The sequence below is a fragment of the Jatrophihabitans sp. sgz311053 genome (assembly GCF_056135305.1).
This window is the reverse complement of sequence record NZ_JBWAXP010000002.1, coordinates 352,694-374,170: the sequence shown is the minus strand read 5'-3', so window position 1 is coordinate 374,170 and position 21,477 is coordinate 352,694. Positions and strand designations below refer to the sequence as shown.

The 21,477-nt window shown below is 72.8% G+C and carries 17 protein-coding genes; 3 read left to right on the top strand and 14 right to left on the bottom strand.

Annotated elements, in window-relative coordinates; translation table 11 throughout:
- Positions 1–7: 7 nt before the first annotated feature.
- The gene (locus tag AC0NZQ_RS10735) at positions 8–493 is read right to left on the bottom strand and encodes a pyridoxamine 5'-phosphate oxidase family protein (protein ID WP_474529817.1); all 486 of its coding nucleotides are present in this window, start codon (positions 491–493) and stop codon (positions 8–10) included.
- A gap of 108 nt (positions 494–601) precedes the next feature.
- On the opposite strand from AC0NZQ_RS10735, the gene AC0NZQ_RS10730 reads away from it, so the two are divergent.
- A complete protein-coding gene (locus tag AC0NZQ_RS10730) occupies positions 602–829 on the top strand; it encodes a hypothetical protein (RefSeq protein WP_474529816.1) in 228 nt (75 codons plus the stop codon).
- Positions 830–845: 16 nt separating this feature from the next.
- On the opposite strand, the gene lat is transcribed toward AC0NZQ_RS10730, so the two are convergent.
- Genes lat through AC0NZQ_RS10695 form a run of 7 tightly spaced genes read right to left on the bottom strand, consistent with a single transcriptional unit; the run spans position 846 to position 14,304 of the window.
- On the bottom strand, positions 846–2,180 hold the full coding sequence (lat, locus tag AC0NZQ_RS10725) for an L-lysine 6-transaminase (protein WP_474531369.1): 1,335 nt from the start codon (positions 2,178–2,180) through the stop codon (positions 846–848).
- Positions 2,181–2,235: 55 nt separating this feature from the next.
- Complete coding sequence (locus AC0NZQ_RS10720; RefSeq protein ID WP_474529815.1) at positions 2,236–2,721, bottom strand: Lrp/AsnC family transcriptional regulator; 486 nt, start codon at positions 2,719–2,721, stop codon at positions 2,236–2,238.
- Positions 2,722–2,730: 9 nt separating this feature from the next.
- Positions 2,731–3,447 carry an SGNH/GDSL hydrolase family protein gene (locus AC0NZQ_RS10715; RefSeq protein ID WP_474529814.1) on the bottom strand — a complete coding sequence of 239 codons (717 nt, stop codon included), beginning with the start codon at positions 3,445–3,447 and terminating at the stop codon, positions 2,731–2,733.
- On the bottom strand, positions 3,444–5,840 hold the full coding sequence (locus AC0NZQ_RS10710; RefSeq protein WP_474529813.1) for a transglutaminase domain-containing protein: 2,397 nt from the start codon (positions 5,838–5,840) through the stop codon (positions 3,444–3,446). The genes AC0NZQ_RS10715 and AC0NZQ_RS10710 overlap by 4 nt, the downstream gene beginning before the upstream one ends.
- 7 nt (positions 5,841–5,847) lie before the next feature.
- The gene (locus AC0NZQ_RS10705) at positions 5,848–7,128 is read right to left on the bottom strand and encodes a DUF58 domain-containing protein (RefSeq protein WP_474529812.1); all 1,281 of its coding nucleotides are present in this window, start codon (positions 7,126–7,128) and stop codon (positions 5,848–5,850) included.
- Between the two features lie 7 nt (positions 7,129–7,135).
- Positions 7,136–8,137 (bottom strand): AAA family ATPase, encoded by a 1,002-nt coding sequence (locus tag AC0NZQ_RS10700; protein WP_474529811.1) that lies wholly within the window; start codon positions 8,135–8,137, stop codon positions 7,136–7,138.
- Entirely contained in the window at positions 8,098–14,304 is a 6,207-nt protein-coding gene (locus AC0NZQ_RS10695) for an Ig-like domain-containing protein (RefSeq protein WP_474529810.1), read from the bottom strand. The genes AC0NZQ_RS10700 and AC0NZQ_RS10695 overlap by 40 nt, the downstream gene beginning before the upstream one ends.
- Positions 14,305–14,439: 135 nt before the next feature.
- On the opposite strand from AC0NZQ_RS10695, the gene AC0NZQ_RS10690 reads away from it, so the two are divergent.
- Together AC0NZQ_RS10690 and AC0NZQ_RS10685 are read left to right on the top strand one after the other, a co-directional pair.
- The gene (locus AC0NZQ_RS10690) at positions 14,440–14,670 is read left to right on the top strand and encodes a hypothetical protein (RefSeq protein ID WP_474529809.1); all 231 of its coding nucleotides are present in this window, start codon (positions 14,440–14,442) and stop codon (positions 14,668–14,670) included.
- A complete protein-coding gene (locus tag AC0NZQ_RS10685; RefSeq protein WP_474529808.1) occupies positions 14,660–14,974 on the top strand; it encodes a type II toxin-antitoxin system PemK/MazF family toxin in 315 nt (104 codons plus the stop codon). The genes AC0NZQ_RS10690 and AC0NZQ_RS10685 overlap by 11 nt, the downstream gene beginning before the upstream one ends.
- Positions 14,975–15,275: 301 nt before the next feature.
- On the opposite strand, the gene AC0NZQ_RS10680 is transcribed toward AC0NZQ_RS10685, so the two are convergent.
- The 6 genes from AC0NZQ_RS10680 to AC0NZQ_RS10655 form a co-directional block, all read right to left on the bottom strand.
- Positions 15,276–16,058, bottom strand: a complete 783-nt coding sequence (locus AC0NZQ_RS10680; RefSeq protein WP_474529806.1) for a hypothetical protein — start codon at positions 16,056–16,058, stop codon at positions 15,276–15,278.
- Positions 16,055–17,611 (bottom strand): serine/threonine-protein kinase, encoded by a 1,557-nt coding sequence (locus AC0NZQ_RS10675; protein ID WP_474529805.1) that lies wholly within the window; start codon positions 17,609–17,611, stop codon positions 16,055–16,057. The genes AC0NZQ_RS10680 and AC0NZQ_RS10675 overlap by 4 nt, the downstream gene beginning before the upstream one ends.
- A complete protein-coding gene (locus AC0NZQ_RS10670) occupies positions 17,608–19,074 on the bottom strand; it encodes an FHA domain-containing protein (protein WP_474529804.1) in 1,467 nt (488 codons plus the stop codon). Before AC0NZQ_RS10670 ends, AC0NZQ_RS10675 begins: the two co-directional genes overlap by 4 nt.
- Positions 19,075–19,091: 17 nt before the next feature.
- Complete coding sequence (locus AC0NZQ_RS10665) at positions 19,092–19,871, bottom strand: PP2C family protein-serine/threonine phosphatase (RefSeq protein WP_474529803.1); 780 nt, start codon at positions 19,869–19,871, stop codon at positions 19,092–19,094.
- A gap of 107 nt (positions 19,872–19,978) precedes the next feature.
- A complete protein-coding gene (locus AC0NZQ_RS10660; RefSeq protein ID WP_474529802.1) occupies positions 19,979–20,413 on the bottom strand; it encodes an SRPBCC family protein in 435 nt (144 codons plus the stop codon).
- A complete protein-coding gene (locus AC0NZQ_RS10655; RefSeq protein ID WP_474529801.1) occupies positions 20,413–21,399 on the bottom strand; it encodes an alpha/beta fold hydrolase in 987 nt (328 codons plus the stop codon). The genes AC0NZQ_RS10660 and AC0NZQ_RS10655 overlap by 1 nt, the downstream gene beginning before the upstream one ends.
- Positions 21,400–21,477: the final 78 nt, after the last annotated feature.

The following is a 21,477-nucleotide window of genomic DNA, read 5'->3' as shown; positions in this document are numbered from 1 at the left end:
CCGGGGTTCAGCCGGGGAGGTCGACGGTCTCGTTCTCGCCGCCGGAGTAGCGCTTGCCGGTGAGCTTCGCCTTGACGAAGCTGGCGATGGAGGCGACCTTGCCGCCCGGGGTGTCCCAGTACTCGGCGGACTCGGCGCTGAACTTGATCAGCGCCACGTTCTCGTCTTCGGGACCCTGCGGCAGCCACGCCTCGACCCACGGGTTCCACAGCTCCTTGGCCTTGGCGACGTCGCGGACGACCTCGGCGGTGCCCGAGAGCGAGATCCAGGTGCTGTCGGAGCTCAGCGTCACGCCCGCGGTGTCGTTCGCCTTCAGATTCGCCGCGGTGCGCGAGTCCGCCTCCACGAAGAACCACAGATCGCCGTCGAACTCGACCCGCTGCTGGGCCATCGGTCGCGCGGTGAGGTGACCCTCGCTGCCGACGGTCGTGAGCATGGCGATGCGGATGTCCTTGGCCAGCTCGGCCACCTTGGTCACGTTCGGGTCGGTCATGGGATTCCCTTCGTCGTCGGAAGACTCTCTCTGCTCGAAGGCGTGCCCCGGATGCAGCAGCGGGGAAGGGTCTTGCGGAGAGATGTTCACGACAGAGGGGACGAACCGGTGGCAGACAAGGACGACGTGCGCGGCCAGCTGGACGAGCTGAACCGCGAAATCGCGGCCCTCGGCGGTGAGGCGGACGCGGCCTACGAGCAGGTCGGCGGTGAGGACGTGGGCGCCCAGGACAACGAGGACGTCGCCGCCGCCCTCACCAACGCGCAGGAGAACGAGGCGCTGCTGCAGCCCCTCTACGAGAAGCGGCAGCGGTTGCGCGACCAGCTGGCCGACTGAAGTTGCCGACTGAAGTTCAGGCCAGCGCGGTCAGCACCCGATCCAGCGCGGCAAGGCCCCGGTCGATCTCCGCCACGCCGACGGTGAGTGACGGCCGCACGCGCAGGGCGGCGGTGCCGCACCCAAGGACGAGCACGTGCTCGTCCTCGCGCAGCCGCGTCACGACCTCGTCGCGGAGCTCGGGCGAGGGCAGCGTGATCGCACACATCAGGCCACGGCCCCGGACCTCGGTCACCATGTCGTGCTTCTCGGCGAGCGCGGTGAGCTCGTGGAGCAGGTGCTGCCCCAGCGCGGCGGCACGCTCGACGAGGCCGTCCTGCTCGATGACCTCGAGGATGCGACGGGCCCGCACCATGTCGGTGAGGTTGCCACCCCAGGTGGAGTTGATCCGCGACGACACCGCGAAGACGTTGTCTGCGACCTCGTCGACCCGGCCGCCGGCCATCACGCCGCAGACCTGGGCCTTCTTGCCGAAGGCGACGACGTCCGGCTGTACGCCAAGCTGCTGATAGGCCCACGCCGTGCCGGTGAGGCCCACGCCGGTCTGCACCTCGTCCATGACGAAGAGCGCGTCGAACTCGCGGCACAGCGCCTGCATGGCCTGCAGGAACTCCGGACGGAAGTGGTTGTCGCCGCCCTCGCCCTGGATCGGCTCGGCGATGAAGCAGGCGATGTCGTGCGGGTTCGCCTCGAAGGCGGCGCGGGCGGCGGCGAGCGCGGTCCGCTCGGCGGCCTCGACGCCTGCGACACCCCCGGAGGTGCCGTTGATCGACGGCGACGGGATCCGCGGCCAGTCGAATTTCGGGAAGCGGGCAACCTTGTTGGGGTCGGTGTTGGTCAGCGACATGGTGTAGCCGCTGCGGCCGTGGAAGGCCTTCTCCAGGTGCAGCACCTTCGTGCCGAGGGCGGCGTCGATGCCGTGAGCCTCGTTCCAGCGCGACTTCCAGTCGAAGGCGACCTTCAACGCGTTCTCGACGGCGAGCGCGCCGCCGTCGACGAAGAAGAGGTGCGGCAGCGCCGGGTCGCCGAGGACGCGGGCGAAGGTCTCGACGAAGCGCGCCATCGGCACGGTGTAGACGTCGGAGTTGGAGGGCTTGTTCACGGCGACGGCGCCGAGCTCGGCGCGGGCCTCGTCGCTGCTCAGCGCGGGGTGGTTCATCCCCAGCGCAGAGGAGGCGAAGAAGGTGAAGAGGTCCAGGTACTCGCTGCCGTCGCGCGCATCGATCAGCGTGGCACCGCGGGAACGGTCGAGGTCCAGGACCATGTCGAAGCCGTCGGCGAGCATGTGGTTGGCGATCGTCTCGTGGACGCGGGCCGGGGTGAGGTCGGAGGTGTCGACCGATCGCAGCATCGTCATGCCGTCACCGTACCGTGAGAATTCCGTGAACGGTCCCCCGGTACAGGAATTATTTCGGCGTAGCGGGTCTGTCGAAGAAAGTCTGCAGCACAACGGTGGTGCGGGTGGTGACATGGGCACGACGGCGGATCTCGCGGATCAGCTCCTCCAGCGCGGTGGGCGAAGCCACCCGGACGAGCAGCACGTAGGCGTCGTCGCCGGCCACGGAGTGGCACGCCTCGATCTCGGCCATGTCGGCCAGCCGCTCCGGGGCGTCGTCCGGCTGGCCCGGGTCCAGCGGGGTGATGGAGATGAGGGCGGCCAGCGGCAGCCCGAGCGTCTCCGGGGCGACGAGGGCGCTGTAGCCACGGATGACGCCGGAGGTCTCCAGTCGCCGCACCCTGGCCTGGACCGCCGACACCGACAACCCGGTGCGTTCGGCCAGCGTCTTGAGCGTGGCCCGGCCGTCCGCGCGGAGCGCCAGCACCAGGGCGCGGTCCACCTCGTCGGTGACCGGCTGCGGCGTGGAGATGGACGGGACGTCGGCGCCGGTCACGCCGCCACCCTAACCGCCGTCGTCACGACTCGTCCGGCCCAGCAGGACGTCGCCGACGACCTCGGCCATGGCGGCGTACCCGGCTCCGTTGGGGTGGAAGTAGTCGGCCGCGAGCCGTCCCCGCCAGGACCGGAGTCGGCGGTCGCGCATCTCGATGATGCGGATGCGGCCGGCCGCGTTTCGCTCGGCGAGCAGGCGGTTCGCGGCGCCGGCCGCACGGGACGGGTTCGGCAGCGTCGCCACGTAGGACCCCGTCGGCAGTCCGTCGAGCAGGGCGGCGAAGCTGTCGGCCAGGACGCGGCGATGCCCCGGCGACATGAGGTCGTTCGAGCCGATCATGAGCGTGACGAGGTCAGGCGCGGGGAGCGACTCGAGGGCAGGCAGCTGCCGCTCGAGCACGTCGTCGGTGCGCGCGCCGCTGGTGGCCAGATTCACCAGGCGGTACGGCCTGCCGGCCGCCGCCAGCCGTTCCCGGACGAGGTTCACCCAGCCAGCGTCGTGGGACGGCGCCCCGATCCCCTGCGTCAGCGAGTCACCGAGGGCGATCCACAGTGGTCCGGAGCCGGCGAGGGCGGCGAGGTTGTCCCGACGCCACGCCTCGGCGTAAGGACGGCCCTGCTCGTGGACCTCGGCGATGCCGCGCACGACGCGTCCGGCCAGGCGCAGCAGCGGACCGCGTTCGCGGGTGCTGACATTGGAGTAGGTGAAGTCGGGCGGCTCGGTCACGGGCGCGCCGTCCGGGCCGGACGCAGCGAGCGGATGTTGAGGGCGACGAGGAGCCGACCGAGGCGGCCGGCGTCGCGGGCCATCGCCCGGCGGGCGGCATCCACCTCGCGCCAGTAGGCGGCGGCCGCCTCGGCAGGCGGGTCACCGGGACCGAAGACACCGGCGTCGGCGCGGTCGGCGAGCAGGGTCGCCTGCCGTCCCAACGGTCGCTCGGCCAGGACCTCGGCCTGCTCGTGACGGGTCCGTCCACCGGGCACCCCGGCCCCCAGGTCGCGGGCGGCGTCGACGTACTCACGCCACCCTGCGTCGAAGCGGTTGGCGGGGTGACCGCGGGTGCGGCGCAGCGTGCGGCGTCGCCACTTGATGCCCAGGATCACGCCGCAAAGCAGCGCGATCACCAGCAGCGGCAACACGACCCACCGGACCACGACGCCGAACCAGCCGGACAGCGCTCCCGGCTTGTCCTGCGGGACCTTGCCCAGCTTCTGCGTGTTCTGGTCGGGCCGGTCGGGCTCGTCCAGGGTGCTGGGCGGTTGCACCGGATTCGGCGGCGGCACGATGGCGGCCTCGGCGTCCTGGATGGTCTGCGGCGGCTGCTTGTTCGGCTTCTTGTTCTCGTCGGGCATGAAGCGGGTGCGCGGGATCAGGGCCCACTCGGTCCGCGATCCGCTGCGCACGTGGACCTCGACGGCTGCATGGACGTTGCGGCCCCGCACCACCCCGCCGGCATCGGGTTCGGCGAGCAGGACGACCCGCGCCGGCATGCCCAGGAAGTTACAGATCAGGGCGTACGCGGCGGCGTACTGCTCGTCGTCGCCCACCAGCTGCGGCGCGTTGAGGAAGGCGGTGAGCCGGCCGGTGCTGTGGCCCGGCAGGTACTGCGTCTCGCCGGGACCACCATCGCTGTAGGCACCGTTCTGCCGCATGTACCGGCCGACCGCGACGATCTGGTCGCGCAGGTTCTCGGCCCGCGCCGACCACTGGGTGGCCCGCGCACCGACGAAGGACAGCACCGACGAGTCCAGGGTCGGCTCGCCGGCGGCGACGGCGTCGGCGGGGAGCGCGTCGGGGCTGACCACCCCGGTCAGCGCGTAGCGGTCACCGGACTGCAGTCGCGCCGAGGTCACGCCGGCTGCCGTGGCGAGGTTGTAGCGGAACTGGTCGGCGTGCTCGGCCCCGCGGGCTCCCCGGAAGCTGATGGAGCGCAGCGTCCCGACGCCCGGCACCCAGGCGTTGACGTCACTGGCCGCGGCGTAGGGCGCGGCGATCCGGAGCGTCGCGCGGACGGTCCTGCCGCCACCGGCACCGTCGATGCGCGACCCGACGCGCTGGAAGGCGTCGATGGGCTCACCGGGCGCGGTCGGGACGGTGGCGTTGGTGGCGCCCCAGACCGAGCCGTCGTAGTCGTCGAGGGTGGCGATACGCACCGGCGTCCGCGCGGGGAGGCCGGAGGCGGTGAAGAGCGTCTGGTTGTAGAGCAGCTTCGCGCTCTTGGTGTACTTGCGGAATCCGACGAGTGGGCTGGCGTACGCGGCGATGTCGAAGGGCGGCTTGACGTAGTCGCGCAGCACCACCCGGTGCCGGTCGCTGCCGGCGACGTGCGGCTGCACGAGCGCGGCCGCCACCCCGGCGAGGGCGAGCACCAGCGCTCCTACCACCAGTCGCTGCGGACCGCCCGGCGTCACCCGCACCGTGATCGGCTTGGACCCCGGCCGCCGGACCGCCGCCCAGACGATGAGGACGGCGCCGAAGACGATGCCCTGCCACACCCGGGCCGCGGGCGCCGCCGTGCCGAGCAGGATGACCGCGAACAGGACGAGGCTGGGCGGGACCACGGGCAGCAGCCGGTTGCGCGTGCGCTGGGCGCAGGTGGTGGCCAGACAGGTCGAGAGCAGCCCGAGCAGGTAGGGGATGGCCAGCAGCCGGCCGTCCCCGGCCACCGGGGGCAAGGTCGTCAGCAGCTGCTTCCAGCCTGAGGCCAGCACGGTGCTCGCCTCGCGCAGCACCTCGCCGGTGGGGAGCACGCCGGCAAGCGCGTTGTCACGGAAGACCGCCACGCCGGCGAAGAGGTAGTACCCGACGACCGCGAGCGGGGCCGCGAGCCAGGCGGGGCGGCGCAGCAGGGTGAGCACCGTCGGGATCGCCGCCCCCAGCAGCGCGGCCACCAAGCCGACGACGAGGTACTGCCGGCCGCTGAAGGTGCTGCGGAAGCCGTAGAGCGCGACCGCGGTGAGGACGAGGGCGAAGCCCAGATCGACCAGCCCCCGGACGCCGAGGGCGGGACGGGCGTCGGGATCCACCCGCGGGTCGGCGGCGAGCTCGCGGGGGCTGCGCCGACCTCCGGTGGCGTGCCGGGCCGAGGCACGGGTCTCCTCGGGCGGGGTCAGCGACACGGTGGCGTCACCGTCCCGGTCCGGAGAGGAGCGCCCGCAGCCCGGAGAGCTGCGGCAGGCTCAGCACGAGCAGGTTCGGGAACTCGGTGAGGCCGGCCGGCTCGGTGGGGTCGACCCGGACCGCGACCACCTTGACCTCGGCCGGGAAGTACATCGCCGCGCGCTGCAGCTGCGCGAAGTCGGTGCGGGCACCGGTGGCGATCACGGCGACGGTGGTGTCGGGAGCGAGCTGGACGGCATGCCGCGCCATCGTCGACAGCGAGGTGGACTGCCCGAGTTCGGCGCGCGAGAAGGCGTCCATGGCCAGCGCGGCACCGCTGTCGGCGTTGCGAAAGACGCTCTGCGCGGCGAGGACGGTCGTGTCGACGTCTTCCTCGTACGCCCGCCGGACGACCGACGCGGCGACCGAGATCGCGGTCTCGAAGTCGATCTCGTCGAGGTAGGCGTCCCGGCGCCCGTCCACCACCGTGCAGAGATGCGAGCGGCGGGTGTCCAGGAACTGCCGGACGAGCAGGGTGCTCTCGCCGCTCAGCGCCGACGCCCGCGCCGAGGACCGCCAGTGGATGTAGCGGCGGTCGTCGCCGGGCGCGTATTCGCGCAACGTGTGGAAGGCGAGGTCGGAGGTCGACACCTCGTTGGTCGTCTGCCCCTCCAGGTCGCGCAGCACCCCCGCACCGAGCGAGTCGATCGCGACCGTCCGGGGATGGACCATGAGCTCGATCACCGGGCTCCACGGCAGCGTGCGACGCAGCAGGCCGAAGGGGTCGCCGCGGACGGTGGTCGCCGGTCCGACGGGGACGACACCGCGCCGGGTGGTCGCGAGCGAGAAGAGCTCCTCCTGCACCTCCCCCATCCGCAGCCGGCGCAGCGGGAACTGCGTGCGCGACACCCCGATGGGGAGCTCCAGCACCACCGGCAGCAACCGGGCCCGGGAGCTGTTGCTCACCAGCATCCGGCCGGCGGCGGGACTCCCGGCGACGACGCGGCGCGGGTTCAGCTCCAGGCGGACGGTCAGCCTGGTGCGGCCGAGGGTCAGCAGGACGCAGATGACGACCGTGAAGAGGCAGGCCAGCGCGACGACGATCAGCTCGGCCCAGCCGAGCCACCAGCCGACGGCCCAGCCCGCGACGCCGAGACCGAGCACCGACCAGCCCAGCGGGCTGACCGTCTTGAGCAGCGGCGTCGCGCGTGGCACCACCACCGACGCCGCCCGGCGCACCGTCTCGGTGGCGGTGCTGCCGGCACGGGCGACCCTGCCGGTGATGCCGCCGCTGGGGCTGTCGCTCACGTCCCGGTCACGCCACCCGCTGCGACGGCGGGGCGACCGCGTCGAGGATCTGGCCGATGACGTCGTCGACGGTGGTCCCGCCGAACTGCGCCTCGGCGTCGAGCAGCACACGGTGGCACATCACCGGGACGGCGAGCGCCTTGATGTCGTCGGGGACGACGTAGTTGCGCCCGGAGGCCAGCGCCCACGTCTTGGCGCAGCGCACCAGCGCCAGGCAGCCGCGGACGGAGAGGCCGAGCTTGACGCTGCCGTGGGCGCGGGACTCCTCGGCGAGCCGGCTGACGTAGCCGAGGATGGCCGGGTCGACGTGGACGTGGTCGGCCAATCCCGCCATCTGGGCCACCACGTCGGCGGTGATCACCGGTTCGATGGTGGCGCTGCGGTCGCGGGTCGCCGACTCGGCGAGCACGGCGACGGTGGCGTCGTGGTCGGGGTAGCCGAGCGAGGTCTTCATGAGGAAGCGGTCCAGCTGCGCCTCCGGCAGCCGGTAGGTGCCCGCCTGCTCGATCGGGTTCTGCGTCGCGATGACCATGAACGGCCGCCCCACCGGGTGGCCGACGCCGTCGATGGTGACGCGCCCCTCCTCCATCACCTCCAGCAGCGCGGACTGCGTCTTGGGCGAGGCGCGGTTGATCTCGTCGGCCAGGACGATGGTGGCGAAGATCGGCCCCTCGTGGAACTGGAAGCGCTGCTGCTGCTGATCGAAGATCGTCACGCCGGTGACGTCGGAGGGGAGCAGGTCCGGGGTGAACTGCACGCGGCTGTGGCTGCCCTTCACCGTCGCCGCGAGTGCCTTGGCCAGCATGGTCTTGCCGGTGCCGGGGTAGTCCTCGAGCAGCAGGTGTCCCTCGGTGAGCAGGCAGGTCAGCGCGTAGTGGATCGTGCGCTCCTTGCCCTTCACCGCCTGGCCGATGTTGTCGGCCATCAGCCGGAAGGTCTGCGAGAACCAGCTCGCCGGGTCAGGGGTGCTCACTGGCAGCCTCCGGTGTTCTTCCAGTCGCCAGTACATCTGGCCGTGTCGGTCACGGTGTTGCCGTTCTGGGCGTAGGCGCTCACGGTGCCGCGGCCGCCGCTGTCCGGGGCGCCCCAGTACCCGGTGAACTGCGGGCTGCCGCTGCCGTCCCCGGTGTTGAAGGAGTAGTTGCGGGAGAAGCCGTCATCCGCGGTGAAGTAGACGCGCCAGGTCTGATTGGCGGGGAACCCGGAGAAGCGGATCGCCAGGAAGCTGCAGCCCGAGCTGCAGCCGGCACCGGTGGTGTGATCACCCATCCGCACGTCGAAGGTCCGCGGGTCCGGTGGCGGCGGGGGTGGCGCCGCGTTGCAGGTGTCCGAGCCCGTTCCGCCGGCCTCGTTCCGGTCGTCGATGGACTGGACCGTGAGCCGGTGGGAGTTGCCGTTGGCCGCGAAGGACTCCGAGTAGCTGGTGCCGGTGACCTTCTGGTTCGAGGTGTCACCGAGCTGGAAGCTGGTGACCCGGTGGCCGTTGATCGCATTCGGCCGGTTCCAGTTCCAGGTGATGGTGTTGCCGTTGCGGGTGCAGCTCACGTTCGGGGCGTAGGGCGGGCCGTTGGTGTGTGTGGTGCTGGACGCCGGACCGCCGCAGATGTTCTGCGCGTTGCAGGCGCGCAGGGTCACCGTGATGTCGGCGTCGTTGGCGAGGCCGGAGATGGTCCGGGTGTCGGTGGCGCCGGCGGCGGGCAGATCGCTCCAGGTCCCGCTCTGGCCACCTGCGCTCCACTCAACGCGCGGCGACTTCCCGCGGGCGTTGGGGACGGTGTACCGGACCGTCACCTCCCCGTCCCGCTGCGTCGGCGCGGCCTGCACGTCACCCGGCGTGTCCGGGGTGCCGGCGACGTCGAAGGTCTTGGTGCCGGCGGCGGATTGCTTGTTCGCGCCGTTGCTGGCGACGACGCGGTAGGTGTAGCTCCGTCCCGTTGCCGGGGTGTCGGTGCAGGAGGTACCGGTCGTGTTCCGGCAGATCGGCTGGCCGTCGCGGGTGACGGTGTAGGTGGCCGGCGTCGGACCGTTGGCGTCGCTGGCGTTCCAGCTCACCCGGGTCGCGCGGGTGTCGGTGCCGGCACTGTCGGCGTAGCTGACGTCGACCTCGCTCGGCGTACCCGGAGTGCCGGCGGATTGTCCCCGGGTGCTGACGGCCGGGCCGGGACCGAGCTGGTTCACCGCCACCACGGTGAAGGTGTAGACGTTGTGGTTGTTCAGGCCGGTGGCCACGACGGAGCGCGCCGATCCGTCGACCGTCGCCGAGCCGCCCCCGGACCAGCTCACCCGGTACTTGGTCGGCGCGCTGCCGCCGTTGTTCACCGGCGTCCACGAGACGGTGACGCGGCCGTCCTGCGGGTTGGCGGTGCGCAGGCTCGTCACCGCGGCGGGGAGCTTGTCGGGCGTCGCCACCGGGCTGCGCGGACTGGCTCGCGAGAAGCCGACGGCGTTGTGGGCCCGCACGGTGAAGGTGTAGTCCCGGCCGTTGGTCAGCCCCGTCACGCGGCACGGGGAGGCGGCGCAGGTCTGCGAGCCGCCGGCGTAGTCGACCTGGTAGCGGTCGATCTGCGCGCCGTTGTCGGCGGGGGTGGACCACGACAGCACGACGCTCTCGCTCAGCACCGTCCGTCCCACCTGCGGGGTGCCGGGGGCATCGGGGACGTTGAGCACCTCGAGGGTGATGCGGCCGGAGAACTGCCGGTCGGTGCGGCCGCGGTCCGGGACGTCGGTGGCCACCACGTCAAAGGTCATGATGCCGCTGCTGCGAGCACCGGGCGTGATGCGGGCGACCGAGCCGGACGACGTGACGCTCGCACGCTCACCGCTGGCCTGGGTAATCCGGACGATGGAGATGCGGGGGTCGCGCAGCGGCGAGTCGACCGAGCCCCGGATGTCGCGCGTAGCGGTCGAGCCGGCCTTGAAGCCGTCGATGCGAATCGGGCTCATGCTGGCGCGGCCGAGCTTGCCGATGACGACGTTCAGCGTGGACGGCGCCGCCCGGCTGCCGTCGACGGCGATGCGCAGCGACCCGGTCTCGCCCGGCTTGGCCGACGTCCCCGCGCGGAGCCCGATCACCGAGGACTTCTGACCGAGGATGTCGACGTCCTGCGGCTGCTTGGACCACGACGCGGTGAAGTCCAGCGAGCGCAGCTGCGAGCGATCAGCGAGCCAGACGTGGCAGAGCGACGCGATGTCCAGGCGGCGGTCCGGGCCGCCCTCGACGACGGTCAGCGGCGCGGAGGGGCAGCGGATCACCGGGGTGTTCGGCCCCACCTGGACCTGGACGGTGATGAGGGCGATGCGTCCGGCCGGATCGTTGAGCGAGGTGCCGTCGGTGACCTCGAAGGTGATGGCGCCGGGACCGTTGTAACCGTCCCGGCCGGTGACGGTGAGCCGGGTCGGCGACGGGCTGGTGAGCTGCAGCCCGCTGCCGGGGGCGGTGGTCAGCTTGTCGGCCGTGGTCAGCCGCAGCGGCTTGCCGGCGGGGTCGATTACGTAGTCGGCGATGTCGATGGTCTTGCTCTGGTCGACGCCGAGGGTGATCAGCTTGTTCGCGCGCAGGTAGGGGATGCCGGTGCCCTGCGCCGGCACGTGGATCACGCCCGCCGCGGTGGCGCCCTGGCTGTTGGCGACGCTGAAGACGATGTTCTGCACCTGGTTGGTGACCGGGACGGTGACCTTCCCGCCCTGAACCACCGCCCCCGCGCGGTACACCTTCGCCACCCGCAGCGGCAGGCGCTGCGGATCGGTGGCGGTGGCGAGGACGTCGACGGTGGTCGTCGGCTGGCCCGGTTTGAGCTCGGCCGAGGCGTCCTGCACGGTCGGCGGCGGCACGTAGCCGGCCTGGCTGCGCAGCGTCACGGTCGCGATCGACGGGTCCCCGGCGCCGTCGGTGACGGAGTAGAGGACGTTGACGGACTGCCCGTCGCGCGGCGGGGCGGTGATCTGGATGGGACCGTCCTCGGCGATGCGCTTCACCGAGGTCGGCAAGTCGGGATTGAGCTCACCGAGATCGCCCAGCGCGACGCTGTCGTCGGGCGCGATCACGTCGTTGGCCAGCACGTCCACGCGCACCTTGGCGTTCGGCGGCGCGAGGACGGTGTCGTCCACGGCAGTGGGCGGCTGCGGGTCGGAGACCTGGGCGACGCCCACGGCGATGGTGCTGCTGGAGGTGCGACCGAAGCGGTCGCTGATGATGTAGCCGAAGCGGTCGGTGCCCGAGGCCGTCGGGAACGCCTCGTAGGTGATCGTCGACGCGCCGATGGCGATCACCCGGCCGAGGGTGGGCGCCGCCGCGAGGCCGATGACGTTGGCGGTGTCCCCGTCGGGATCGACGTTGGTCGTCGGGATCTTGATCCGTAGCGTCTGCCCGCTGACCACGCGCGAGTTGATCGGCGCGGCAGCGGGGGCCTGGTCCGGATTGGCGGCCGACGGCGGCGGCGTGATGGTGACGTGGAGCGTTCCCGTCGCGCGCCGTCCCTCCGGGTTGCGGGCGACGTAGGTGACGGTGACGTCGGTCGGGCGCGTCACCACGGGCGCCGCGTAGCGGACGAGCTTGTCCGATACCCACGCGGCGCCGAGGTTGCCGCGGGCGCCGTCGGTCCCGGTGACGGTGAGCGCGCCGCTGGCGGGGGCACCGGGGACGTCGTCGAGCAGGTCGAGGCTGGCGCCGGCCGGGTCGATGTCGTTGTCCAGCACGGGGACCAGGGTCGAATCCCCCGAGCGCACCGTGGCGTAGTCGTCGAGGGCGAGCGGGGTGGTGTCCCGCGGCGGCGCGACCTGCGTCAGGGTCAGCTCGCCGGTCACCGGCGCGGCGACCCCGTTGGTCACGGTGTAGCGGACGGTCTGCGGGTTGGTCGCCAGCTCCGGAGTCTTGGCGCCGACGCGCAGGAAGCGGCCGGCGATGATCGACACCTGCAGCTGGTCGGGATCCTCGGCCACCGCCCGCTGCACCACGAGGACGCCGCCGGCCGGGTCGTAGTCGTTGGCCAGGACGTCGGTGGTGGTGGCGGTCTGCCCGTAGAGCACCCCGGTGTCGGGTACGGCCACCGGCGGCAGCGCGCTGCGCGGAGCGGGTGCGGCGTCGATGCGGATGGGCGCGCGGGAGAACTTCGCATTGCCGTAGGCCGCGGTATAGCTCAGCGCGAAGGTGCCGGGCCGCGTGGCCACGACGGTGACGGTGCCGCTCTTGAGGTCGGTCGTGACCTTCGCCCCGGCGGGGTTCGGGATGGTGCCGGCGATGGCCAGCGCCGCGTTCGGGTTCGTGGGATCCGCGCCGGGGAGGTCGTTGGCCAGCGGTTCCAGCGTGATGGGCTTGCCTACCTGACCGCGCGCGATGTCGGGCTGGGCGACCGGCGCCGCGGTCTGGTCCGAGGTCGCCTTGAGGACGGTGATCGGCACCCGCTGCGCCACCGGCGCCGCCTGCCCGTCCGAGACCGAGTAGGAGATCGCCGCGGAGCCGCCTGCCGCGGAAGCGACGAAATTCAACCGTCCCGACGGCGCGACCGTCACCGCGCCGCTGCTGCCGCCCTGGCCCTCCACGCTGGCCTGCGTGATGACCAGCGGGTCGCCGTCGAAGTCGCGCCAGTCGTCCAGCACCGGCAGGTCGAGGGTGCCGCCGGCGCTGGTCGTGAAGGACTTCTGCACGAAGCCGACGCGCTTCTTCGGCGCCTCGTTCTGGCCGGGCTGGCGCACCTGGACGTTGACGGTCGCCTGGGCCGTCAGCCCCTTGCCGTTGTCGATCGTGTACTTGAACGACACGTCCCGCGCGCCCGTGCCGGGCAGGGTCACCGCCACCGACTGGCCGTCCGGCGAGATCGCTGCGGTGACGGCCGAGTCGTCGACGGGGCCGAGCCGGGCGATGGAGAGGATCGAGCCCTGCGGGTCGCTGTCGTTGTCCAGGACGTGCAGGACGGTGGTCCGGCCGGGCCGCGCACCCCAGGTGTCGTCCACGGCCTTCGGCGGCTGGTCGCGGGCGGCGACGCTGTTGCGGTTGTTGCGGTCGTTCTTGCTGGGCTTCACCAGCGGCGGCGGCTTCACCGCGGACCAGTTGTCGACCTCCTGCAACGAGTCGAGGTCGTAGACGTTGCCCAGCGACAGGTCGTTGAGCAGGATCGAGCCGCGGTTGACGCGGAACACCGGGTCCTCGAGCGCGCGGGCGTTGGGCAGTCCGATGCGACGAGCGGCCTCGCCGCCGCAGCCCCGCGCGTAGACGCCTGGCGTCCCGGCCCAGGCGGCGTGCACGCAGTCGCCCAGCCAGGTCGGCGCGGCGGGACGCCCGGCCGCGCCTGAGAAGAGCGTGGTCGGTGTGCCGCCGGCCAGCGGCACCGACAGCAGCGAGCTGCGAGTGGCGACGACCACCGCGTTCCCCTCGGCGGAGGGTTCCTGCAGCCGGGAATCGACATCGGTCGCGACCTTCACCCTGCGGCCGCCGGGGAGGTAGAGCGTCCCCTGCTGCGCGTCCAGCACCACCGGCGTCGAGCCGACCGCGGTGACCTGCACCGAGGTCAGCGAGCCGGCGACACGCTCGAAGTCCGGCTTGGCGAACTTGCCGTCCGCGGGCGCCGCGACGGCGAGGTCCCCGGCGCTGTTCGCGGCGTAGAGGGTGCCGTCGTCACCGACCGCGAGCGCGCCTCGCTTGGCATCGGCCACGTCCCGCTTCGGGAAGACGAACGCCGGCTTGGCCGACGGGTCGACCGGCGCGAGGCTGCCGAGCGAGCGGGTCTCGTCCACGCGGGTGGCCCAGACCTTGTTGACGGCGGGGTCCAGAACGGCGACGGTGCCGCCGCCGAGCGCGACGTCCTCGTCGGCCGAGACCGGGACGGCCTGGTCGTCGTCGGCCTTGCCCGCGGCGACGTCGACCGGCAGCAGCTTGCCGCTGCCCTGGTCCCAGGCGGCCACCGCCGCACCGGACTGCCGGACGTCGAGCCGGTAGCTGCCCTGCGCGCCACCGGGTGGGTTCAGCGCCAGGTCCAGGGAGCCGGCGGGCTTGTTCAGCCGGCCGAAGAGCCCGTCGGCGTTGCTGGTGACCCAGATGCCGCCGTCGTTGAGGTCCACCCGGCGGGACTCGTATCCCCGCGAGCGCAGCGCCAGCGCGACGACCAGGCCCGCCACCAGGGCCGCGACGACCGCGATGACCGTCGCGGACCGATGGCGACGCAGCCAGCTGGCAGGCGTCATCGCCGCGCACCTCCGTCTCCGGTCACCACACGTCAGCCGTACATGGCAGACATACCGTAACCCGGCCGATCCGGACGATCGACCGCCGAGTACGGGTGGATGCCTGCGTCTTACGGAGCGTCTTACAATCGCACCATGACCGTCGTCAACTTCCGGACCGACGCCTCGTCGGATCGTGCCCTCGCCGAACTCACCGCCGACGGCTCGACGGTCTCCGAGGCCATTCGTCAGGCCCTCGTCGATGCCGTGCGGCTTCGCCGGCGCGAGCAGATGCGTCGCGAGGCGCTGTCCCTCGCCCAAGATCCGGCCGACCTCGCCGAGACTCGCCGCGTGCTGGACGACATGGACCACCTGCGTGCGTGGTGACGTCCACCGGCTCCGCGCACCGCGCCATGCCCGCGGGCACGAGCAGCAGGGGTCGCGCTACGCCGTCGTCGTGCAGTCCGACGATCTACCGCTCTCCACGCTGCTGGTCGTCCCGACGTCCCGGTCGGCCGCCACGAGCATCTTTCGCCCCTCGATCAGCATCGGCGACGAGACAACCCGGGTGTTGACCGAACAACTCGCGGCAGTCGCCCCGGAGCGTCTCGGTGACTTCGCGGGACGCGTGACCCTCGCCGAGTTGCAGGCTATCGACGCGGCACTCCGGCTCGTCCTCGAACTGGACTGATCCGCCTGCCCTGCGTCGTGATCGACAGGCGCTTTCGGTCGCTGGAGCGGCCGGAACCGCCTGTTGATCACCGGATCGGACGGGGTGCGCCGCCGACCGCCCTTGCTTCGGTCCCCGCCCGCCCTGCGTCGTGATCAACAGGCGCTTTTGGTCGCTGGAGCGGCCGAAACCGCCTGTTGATCACCGGCGTGGACGGGGCGCGCGGGCCGGCGTGGACGGGGTGCGCGGGCCGGCGTGGACGGGGCGCGCAGGCCGACGTGGACGGGTGCGCAGGGGCCGTCGGGCAACGGCCGGGACGGCGTCAGTCGCCGCCGGACTCGGCCAGTCCGTCGAGCAGGTCGAGCTCGTCACGGTTCACCAGGCGCGCGGCGAGGGCGTACTCGACGAGGCGGGCCCGCCGGTTGACGGCGAGCTTCTCCGGACCGCCGTGCAGGCCGCGGATGCCGGCCTTGGTCAGCTTCTCGCAGACGTTGTCGAGCTTGCGGTTGAACTTGGTGATCTTCCAGCCCAGCCGCTGGGCGGCATCGGCCGAGCTCGGGATGCTCCCGGCGCCGCGGGCACCGTCGCGCAGCATCGACTCGCAGAGCGCCAGGATCAGCAGGTGCTGATCCGGGGTGAAGGTCATCGGTCCGATCGTCTCGGTGCCGTTGACGTCGCTGGTCGGCTCCGGCACCGAGGTGAAGGGCGACTCGCGCACCTGGATGCTGAACTCGTAGGTGGTGGGGCCGGCGGTGAACCAGACGACGGTCTTGTCGAAGACGATGGGCAGCTGCGCACCGGGGGCCAGCCACGCCTGCATCGAGCCCTGCTCGTCGGCCACCGTGGCGGTGATGGCGCCTCCGATGTTGTTCAGCCACCACAGCGAGTTGTTGTCGTGGATCTGCAGGAACCGGCGGTGCAGGTAGGGGTTGTCGTCGATCTCGAGCTCGCCCTCGCGGCCGATGACGAACGGCTCGCCGGGCGTCACCGCGAACTCCTCGCCGCAGAACTCGACGGTCAGCTCGGGCATGCGGACGCCGTCGTCCGGCGCGCTGGCAGACGAGGTCGGATTGCTGCCGGTCGGAGCTCCGGTCGAATCGGTCATGAGACACATCCCTCCGGGGAGAAGGTAGCGGACGCATTCGTGCCATCGGCCCGGACGACGCGCACCTGCAGGCAGGCACGGCCGGTCGCGGGGACCGTCACCGTCGGCGCCGTGGCCGTCCCCGTCCGCCGGGAGCCGGTCGTCTCACGCCACTGGAAGGTGTCGTCGGCGCGGCGGGCGTCGTAGCTCCAGCGAAAGACGACGCTGTCCCCGCGCCGCACGCCCGACACCGCCGGCACGCCGGGCGGGACGTTCTCGCCCGGGAGTCCGGCGTCCTGGGTGCCGGGGTCGTTGCTGAGCGTGTTCGTCGGCCGCGGATCCTCCCGTCCGCCGGCGAGGGCGAAGGCGAGGACCCCGACGCCCACCACGACGACGGCGGCGATCACCGCCGCGACGAGCGCACCGACACGCCGGCGCGGCGGCTCGGTCTCCCCCGAGGACGACGCCGACGCCGGTGACGACGACCGCACCGACGGCGCGTGCGGCCCCGAGGTCGCCGTGCCCGGCGAGTAGCGGACCGGTCCCTGCGCCGCGATCGCATCCGGCCGGACCCGGGTGGGCAGCTGCGCGGCCGCAGGGACGGGCCCGCCGGCCAGCGGCGCCTGCGGCGTCACCGACAGCGGCCGCGCCACGGTGGGCGGTGCCGTCGTGTAGTTCTCCGGCGGCGGCTCCCCGGTGTCGCCGCCACCGTCGTCGACGGTGACGACGATCTGCGTCCGCGGCAGGTGGAGCTCCTGCTCGACGGCCTGCAGCCGCCGGGCGAACTCGATAGCGGTCGCCGGCCGCCGCACCGGGTCCTTGCTCATCGCCTGCCGGAGCAGCCGGTCCAGCGAATCCGGGACGTCGGGCCGACCGGTCGGCGGTGCCGGCGTGTCCCGTACCCGGCGCATGATCGCGAACGCGGAGTTGTCCCCGCCCCGGTCCTCGAAGGGCGAGCGGCCGACCAGCAGGTGCCACAGCGTCGCGGCGAGCGAGTAGACGTCGGACTGCACGCTGGTCGGGCCGGTGGCGTACAGCACCTCGGGCGCGGCCCACGGCACCGAGACACCGGTGTCCTCGTCGTCGTCCAGATCGGCCAGCTGTCCGGCGATGCCGAAGTCGGCGAGGCCCGGCGCGCCGTACTGGTTGATGAGCAGGTTCGCGGGCTTGATGTCGCGGTGCAGGATGCCGGCCCGGTGCGCGGTCTCCACGGCGCTCGCGATCTGGATGCCGACCCGCAGCACCTCGGGGATACCCAACCGCTCGCTCGCCGCCCGCACCGACAGGTTGGGCTGCGAGTAGTACTGCATGACGAGGTAGGGGCGGCCGTCACCGCTGAGGGCGGCCGAGAAGACGGGGACGATGTTGGGGTGGTCAGCCAGTCCCGCCATGGCGTTCGCCTCGGCGGTGAAGCGGCGACGCTCCGCCTCCCCCAGGCTCGAGTTCTTCAGCACCTTGACGGCGACGAGCCGACTCGGCAGCGCCTGCCGGTAGAGGAAGACGTCGGACTGCCCGCCGGAGCCCAGCACCCGTTCGAACCGGTAGCCGGGGAGCTCCGGGGCCGGCTGCGTCACGTGACCTCGTAACGCAGCGTGACCTCGTCGGCGATGGTGACCGTGGTGCCCGGCAGGATGGTGAAGGGATCGTGCGGCCGCAGTCGCACCGGCGCCTGGCCGGGCAGCGTGACGACCGTGCCGTTCGTCGACCCCAGGTCGGTGACCTGGACGAACCAGTTCTCCAGGTTCACGCGCACGTGGCTGCGCGAGATGTCGTTGCCCGGGCTGCTCAGCTGCACCAGGTGCGGCCGGGAGGCGGCGTTCTCGTCGGCGTGGAACGGCGCGCGGCCGAGGACGACGTCACGGTCCAGGGTGACGGTGTCACCGGTCGAGAGCCGTAGCACCCCCAGGGACGGCCGGGGCGCGGCGAAGCCCTCCTGCGGCGGCAGCGGCTCGTGGCAGATGCGACAGGTCCCCGCGTACGGCGGGTTCAGGTGACCGCGCGAGCAGGCGAAGGCGTGGACGACGGTGCCGACGCCCTCCTCCGGCCCGGTCACCGCGGCGGCGGCCGGCTCCTGCTCCGCCGACGGGGCGCCGGACGGACCGGCAGACGGACCGGTGGGCGGGCCGCCGAACGGACTGGTGGGCGGGCCAGCAGGCGGCCCGGCGGGGACGCCGCCGGGGGCCCACGGGCTCGGTGGCACCGCGGCGGCCGGATGCCCGACCGGCGGTCCGGGCCGGCCGGTGACAGGGGGGCCGGGCTGGCCGGCGACGGGCGGGGACGGTGGGGGTCCGGGATCGGCCCACGCCGGTGGGGCGGCGGGCACCGGCGCCCAGGGGTTCTGCGGGTGGGCCCGGGCCGCCCCGAACGGGTCGGCGTCGTGCCCGGCCCGCGGCGCGGCGGGCTCGGGAGCGGCCGGTGGCACCGGCGGGGCAGGCGGCGACGCGGGCTGCTCCGCGGTGCCGCGCCACGGCAGTGACTCGATGATCCCGGAGTCGTAGACCGACCGCGGCGGCATGGTGTCGGTGCTCGTCCGCGGCACCGGCGCCGGCGCCTCGGCGGGCCGGGACGGCTGCTGCTCAGGCGACGCCGCGCTCGTCCCGAGACCCACCGCGCCGGCCGCGGCGATGCCGCGGAGCAGGGGCAGAACGGCGACACCGCTCACCCCGTCGCCGGCGAGCAGACGCACCGCTGCGGCACCGGCGAAGCGCTGCTCCGCCGGGGAGGAGTCGGTGCTGCGGACCACGGTCCCGTCAACCTCAGCCCGGCCGCTGCCGGCGACGACGACCCGGGTGCCCTCGACGCGACGCTGGGCCACCACGAAGCCGGCCGCGCCCTGCGGCTGCGCTCCGGCGAGGACCTGGACGACGGCGTCGAGACCCTGCCCGCTCAGCGCGGCTGTCCAGCACGAGGTGAGCAGCCGGCTCTCCGGGGCCAGCTCGGCGAGCACGGCGAGGTCGTCGACGACCAGCGCCAGCCACTTCCCCGGCAGGTAGGTGGGCGGGGTCGCGCCCGCCGGCGCATGAGGGGAGACCGTCATGGGTTCCTCGCTGCTCGTCAGGCGTCGCCGGCGCGGGCGCGGGGCACCGTGTCGACATCGATCGACTGACCGTCCACGCTCGCGAGATCCACGACGATGACCGCGATGTTGTCCCGACCGCCGGCCTCCAACGCCTGCTCCAGCAGTGCGGCGGCGGCAGCCTCGGGCTCGGCGTGACGGCGCAGCACCACCGCGATGTCGTCGTCGCCGACCTCGTTGGTCAGGCCGTCGGAGCAGATGACGTACCGCTCGGCCGCCGCCGGCGGATAGACCCAGAGGTCCGGCGTCGGCGCCGGGTAACTGCCCAGGCATCGGGTGACGACGTTGCGCCGCGGATGGACTGCGGCGTCGCTGGCCGAGATGACCCCGGCCGCGCGCAGCTCCTCGACCTCACTGTGGTCGACGGTCACCTGCTCCAGCGCGTCACCGACGAAGCGGTACACCCGGGAGTCGCCGACGTTGAAGACGACGCAGTGCGGCGCGCCGCCGAGCTCGACGATGCCGAGCCCGGTGACGGTCGTGCCCATCCCCTCGTTCTCGGGATGGGCGAGCACCGCGGCGATGATGCGCTGGTTGGCGTCGGCGATGGCGGCGGCGACGTCATCGGGATGCACCGGCCCGCCACCGGCCAGCTCGGAGAGCCGATCGACCGCGATCCGGCTCGCGACCTCGCCGGCGGCGTGCCCGCCGAGCCCGTCGGCGACGGCGACGAAGCTGTCGGTCACCAGCATGCTGTCCTCGTTGGAGGAGCGGACCCGGCCGACGTCCGTGCGCGCGGCAGCCGTCAGCGTGAGCATGGGCACGAGATTAACCGTCGCCCCGGTGAGGGCGCCAGACGGCCGGCATCCGAGACCGTCGGCCACCGTCGGCGTCCGGCTGTCGCGGCGCCGCCCGGAACGTCGGGTCAGCCCCGGCGGGCGCGCAGCGCCTTCGCTGCCCCGCGACCCAGACCGCCGGCCAGTCCCTTGACGACCGCGCCGAGCACGGGCCGGGGCAGCGGGAGCCGGGCCTCGACGTCGAGGGTGTACTCCACCCGCGTGCCGGCGGGGTCGTCGTGGAAGACGACGGTGCCGATCCAGTGCCGGACCGGCAGTGGGGTGACGGCCTGATAGGTGAAGCTGCGACCGGGGTCCAGCGCGGTGATCTTCTCCCGCAGGCCGACCGGTCCGATACCGACCCGGTGGATCGCCCCGGTGCCCTGGCGCTCCTCGGCGCCGGGGGTGACGAGGGTCGCGCCGACGGGGGCCACCAGCTTGCGGTAGTTCTCGCGGTCGGCGAAGAGCTGGAAGACCTCCTCGCGGGGGCCGGGGACGACGACGGTGGCGGTGGCGGTGCTCATCAGCTGCTCCTCGTGGCTCGCGGGACGGAGGTACGGCCGGGGTCGGCCATCCGGGCGAGCAGTTCGGTGATCTCGGCCGCGCGCTCGTAGGGCAGCATGTGCCCGGCGCGCGGGTAGACGACGAGATCGGCGTGCGGCATGGCCTTGGCCATGGCCCGGGAGTGGGCGATCGGGCAGAGCCCGTCCTTGGTGCCGGCGAGGACGGCGACGGGGACCCGGTCCAGCACCGCGAGCGCGGCGGTGCGGTCCAACGTGATCATCTCGTCGACCAGCTGCGCCACGGTGGCGGGGTGGCTGCGCGCGGTCTGCGCCGCCGTCCGGTCCCGGTTGTGCGCGGTGTCCGCGCCGGGGCCGTAGAAGCCGCGGCGGATCGCCCAGGAGATGAGCGCCGGGTGGCGCAGGTTCACCCGAGCCCGGGACCACGACCGGACCTTGGTCACCAGCGGCGCCACCCGGATCGCCGGGGCGGTGAAGCGGTTGGGCAGCCCGAAGAGGTCCTTGCCGAGGCCGGCGGCGCTGGTGGCGACCAGCGCGACCCCCCGCACCCGGTCGAGCAGCAGGTCCTCGTGCCGCTGCGCGAAGGCCATGAGGACGGGCCCGCCCAGCGAGTGCCCCGCCAGCACGAGGTCTCCGCTCGGGACGAGGCCGGCGATGACGTCGGCGAGGTCGTCGGCGAGCTGGTCGATGGTGGCGGTGCGACGGGGACCGGCGTCCGAGCGGCCGTGGCCCCGCGCGTCGTAACAGAGCACCCGCAGCTCGGGGTGGTCGGTGTCGAGCAGCTCGACGACGTCGTCCCAGCTGGTGTGGTCCTGGGACCAGCCGTGCACGAGCACCACCGTGACCGGCGCGTCACGCGGACCGGAGTCCGCGACGGCGATGACGGTCCCGTCGGCGAGCCGGTAGGTGGACATGCCGATCGCCGGGCCGGCCCGTCCGCGAAGCGCGGGGGCACCGTTCAGATCGCTGACGGTGGCGCGGTCGGGCACCGGCACACGGTACTGGTGACACCGTGTCCACGCATCTCCGCCCGGTTCGCACCGCCTGGCCGAGCGGTCCGGGCCCGC

What these genes read in the sequence shown, in the direction of transcription:
- AC0NZQ_RS10735 (WP_474529817.1), bottom strand. Translation starts at nt 493, where the DNA reads ATGACCGACCCGAACGTGACCAAGGTGGCCGAGCTGGCCAAGGACATC.
- lat (WP_474531369.1), bottom strand. Translation starts at nt 2,180, where the DNA reads ATGCTGCGATCGGTCGACACCTCCGACCTCACCCCGGCCCGCGTCCAC.
- AC0NZQ_RS10700 (WP_474529811.1), bottom strand. Translation starts at nt 8,137, where the DNA reads ATGTACTGGCGACTGGAAGAACACCGGAGGCTGCCAGTGAGCACCCCT.
- AC0NZQ_RS10695 (WP_474529810.1), bottom strand. Translation starts at nt 14,304, where the DNA reads ATGACGCCTGCCAGCTGGCTGCGTCGCCATCGGTCCGCGACGGTCATC.
- AC0NZQ_RS10690 (WP_474529809.1), top strand. Translation starts at nt 14,440, where the DNA reads ATGACCGTCGTCAACTTCCGGACCGACGCCTCGTCGGATCGTGCCCTC.
- AC0NZQ_RS10680 (WP_474529806.1), bottom strand. Translation starts at nt 16,058, where the DNA reads ATGACCGATTCGACCGGAGCTCCGACCGGCAGCAATCCGACCTCGTCT.
- AC0NZQ_RS10670 (WP_474529804.1), bottom strand. Translation starts at nt 19,074, where the DNA reads ATGACGGTCTCCCCTCATGCGCCGGCGGGCGCGACCCCGCCCACCTAC.
- AC0NZQ_RS10665 (WP_474529803.1), bottom strand. Translation starts at nt 19,871, where the DNA reads ATGCTCACGCTGACGGCTGCCGCGCGCACGGACGTCGGCCGGGTCCGC.
- AC0NZQ_RS10660 (WP_474529802.1), bottom strand. Translation starts at nt 20,413, where the DNA reads ATGAGCACCGCCACCGCCACCGTCGTCGTCCCCGGCCCCCGCGAGGAG.